3 protein-coding genes are annotated in these 3010 nt (G+C 45.4%); all 3 read right to left on the minus strand.

What is annotated here, in order from left to right:
- Positions 1–178: 178 nt before the first annotated feature.
- A complete protein-coding gene (locus ACT3QQ_RS13735) occupies positions 179–1252 on the minus strand; it encodes an ArsO family NAD(P)H-dependent flavin-containing monooxygenase (RefSeq protein WP_444528408.1) in 1074 nt (357 codons plus the stop codon).
- A gap of 59 nt (positions 1253–1311) precedes the next feature.
- Complete coding sequence (locus ACT3QQ_RS13740) at positions 1312–2013, minus strand: IS1 family transposase (RefSeq protein WP_444528409.1); 702 nt, start codon at positions 2011–2013, stop codon at positions 1312–1314.
- 238 nt (positions 2014–2251) lie between these two features.
- Positions 2252–2944 (minus strand): VIT1/CCC1 transporter family protein, encoded by a 693-nt coding sequence (locus ACT3QQ_RS13745; RefSeq protein WP_193013106.1) that lies wholly within the window; start codon positions 2942–2944, stop codon positions 2252–2254.
- Positions 2945–3010: the final 66 nt, after the last annotated feature.

Raw genomic sequence — 3010 nt, forward strand, 5'->3', positions numbered from 1 at the left:
TTGGTAGCATCGTATTTGCTTTAGTTATTCAGGGCGCCTTTAGAATATTGAAGTTGAGTAAGTAGCCAAGCCTAATAACTGAAGCAAATAGCTCAAGTAAGTAGCTTAATTAAACCGCTAAGTGTAAAGTAACTGGGTTTGAAGCAAATAAACAGAGGCCATCCCAGATTCTGTGTCACTAACTTTGAGCAAGACTTACACAAATTTCAGGAAGGTCTCGAGTGGGAACATTCTCTCTAGCACTGCGTCCAGCACCAATCAGAGTGGCAGAACCTGGGCTTGCCCAGTCACCATAACCAAATAACCATAACCGAGGCTCCTTGACCGCTTGCCCATCTTTAACTTGCACTTTTCCATCAGCTTCTAAGACATTTAAAGGTGCTAGATGGTCAAGATTTGGTTCAAACCCAGTACACCAAATAACGGCATCTATCGTTTCTTCACTACCATCAGCCCAAATGACGCCTTGTTCAGTAAATTGGTTAAACATAGGTACTGAATGTAAAACCCCTTTGTCACGTGCCGCTTTGACGGGAGGCACCATGACGATATCACCGATACCGGCCTCAGGATCACCATTATTGCTGCCAGTAATACGTGCAGTTGCTCTTTTGAATAGTACGTATCCATCGACATCGTCGGCTAAAAACAATGGGGGCTCACGTGTTACCCAGCTGGCGTTAGCCACTTCTGCCAGCTCAGCATATATTTGTGCACCTGAATTACCACCACCTACTACCAATACGCGCTTATTTCTGTAGGCGTCTGGGCCTTCATAATGCGCGGAGTGGCATTGCTCCCCAAGATACGCTTGCTGACCTTTGATAGAAGGAATTATAGGATTGCTCCAGGTTCCCGTTGCGCTCACGACGGTTTTTGCCAACCATGTAAAACTTCCATCAGTCACCCGTAAGCAATTGTTTTCATCATCACGCTGTACGCTTTGGACTTGATAAGGTCGGTAGATTGGTAACTTATAATGTTCTTCGTAGTCAGCAAGGTAATGGATGACCTCGTCTCTATGGGGATACTCTCCATCTTTTGCTTTTGGCATCAAGCGACCTGGCAAGGAGCTCATAAGAGCAGGAGAAAATAGGCGTAACGATGGCCAAGTATGCTGCCACGCGCCGCCACTTTGGTCTTGATTGTCAAGAATGATGAAGTCAAGTTTCGCACGTCTCAGATAGTAGCCAACGGCTAAACCGGCTTGACCACCGCCGATAATGATGGTGTCGAATACTTTAATTGACATAATGCTCCTTAGTGTCTGCTACCAGAAAAATCGGTGGTGTTCTAAAAAGTATGCTGGCATCAGACATAGCCATAATTGACATAGAAGAATACCAAATCAAACACCTTAAAGTGGTTATCAAACTTCTTTGAGAAGCAGCAGGTCTTTCGAACGGCTCGTCGCAATCGGTGTCTAAGGCGACAGTTATTACCTTCTATGCCTACCGTATGCTGCTTGCCGATTTGTTTCTTGTCAGGCTTGAATGCGGTTATAAAGCTATCCCAGTTATCCATGCTAATAGAACCATAGCTGACTTTCAGTTGTTTAAGACGGGCTCTTAGCTTCTTAGCTGTTTTCAGGTCACGTTTGCCCCAGACATAAGCGACAATCTCATTGGTAGCGCGGTCATAAGCATAAATAAGCCAAACTTTACGCTTCTTGCGATACACGTAAGTCCAAAACTCATCAACCTCTAAGCGTTCATAATAGCGCTTTTTAGGTGTAATCTTATAGACCGATGAGCCTATGGTGCTAAGGACTTTACCAATACTAATAGAGGCTATAACGGCTATGTCTCTGACGCCGCAACCTCTAACCGTCATTAGCCGTATGATGTCTTCTATTTTAGAGTGACAGCCATGATAAGTTAAGGCATGGTCGCCAATGAATTGACGTTTGCAGTCCTTGCACTGGTAGTTCTGCTTGCCATAGCTTTTTATGCCGTATATCGAAAAACTGGAGCTGTGACAGTCGGGGCAATTGATCTGTATTTGTGTCTTCATAACCTCAAATATATCATCTTGCTTTGGCTGTCACCCTCCTTTCATCTCCTCAGCATACTTTCTGACACACCACCACTTTTTGAATACCTTAATAGGTCTTTACTTACAAACGCGCGCTGATACAGACGTATCGTTCTAGGATGCGTTACGAAAAAGTAATGAGCGCTAAAAATAAACTGGGCTCTAAACCGTTCTAGTCATTTGAAAATAAAACTGTCATACTTTTAAATTGAATCTGCTACACCCCAAGTAATCGCCCAATAAGTGATGTTGCGACCATGGCCAATACACCCCACACGACGACGCGAGTGACAGCAGGGAGAGTGGGTGCACCGCCCAAGCGCGCCGATACCATGCCAAGTAGGACTAAGCCGACTATGGTCAGCGCGGCCAATGACCAAACAAGGATCTGGGCTGGAAACACCAAGATGCCGATGACAGGAAATATGGCACCAGTAATAAAGGCCAATGCGGAGGCAATGGAAGCTTGCAGGGGCTTTGCTTGACTGATTTCAGTTAGCCCTATCTCGTCACGAGCATGAGCCTCAAGTACATCGTGCTCAGTTAAGGCGACAGCAACTTGGTGTGCTAAGTCTTGATCAAGTCCACGCTGTTTATAAATTGTTGTCAGCTCGACAAGCTCCCGCTCAGGATTATGCGTCAGCTCGTAAAGCTCTTTTTTTAAATCAGCCTTTTCAGTATCTGCTTGTGAGGACACAGAGATATACTCACCAGCCGCCATCGATAAAGCCCCTGCAGTCAGTGACGCCAATCCTGTCAGTAATAAGGTTTGGCTGCTCGCGTTTGCGGCGGCAACACCAACCAGTAAACTGGCGGTAGAAATGAGTCCATCATTGGCGCCAAGTACCGCTGCTCTGAGCCATTGACTCCGGTTACTTAGGTGCGGCTCATCGTGAATAGAGTATGACATAGACATCCTCAAAAAATACGGTGGTGTTCTAAAAAGTATGCTGGCATCAGACATAGCCATAATTGA

It is taken from the genome of Psychrobacter sp. AOP7-A1-24 (genome assembly GCF_052376235.1).
GTDB lineage: Bacteria > Pseudomonadota > Gammaproteobacteria > Pseudomonadales > Moraxellaceae > Psychrobacter.

Excerpts from the sequence above, each read along its gene's own strand:
- ACT3QQ_RS13740 (WP_444528409.1), bottom strand. The coding sequence starts at position 2,013 with ATGAAGACACAAATACAGATCAATTGCCCCGACTGTCACAGCTCCAGT.
- ACT3QQ_RS13735 (WP_444528408.1), bottom strand. The coding sequence starts at position 1,252 with ATGTCAATTAAAGTATTCGACACCATCATTATCGGCGGTGGTCAAGCC.
- ACT3QQ_RS13745 (WP_193013106.1), bottom strand. The coding sequence starts at position 2,944 with ATGTCATACTCTATTCACGATGAGCCGCACCTAAGTAACCGGAGTCAA.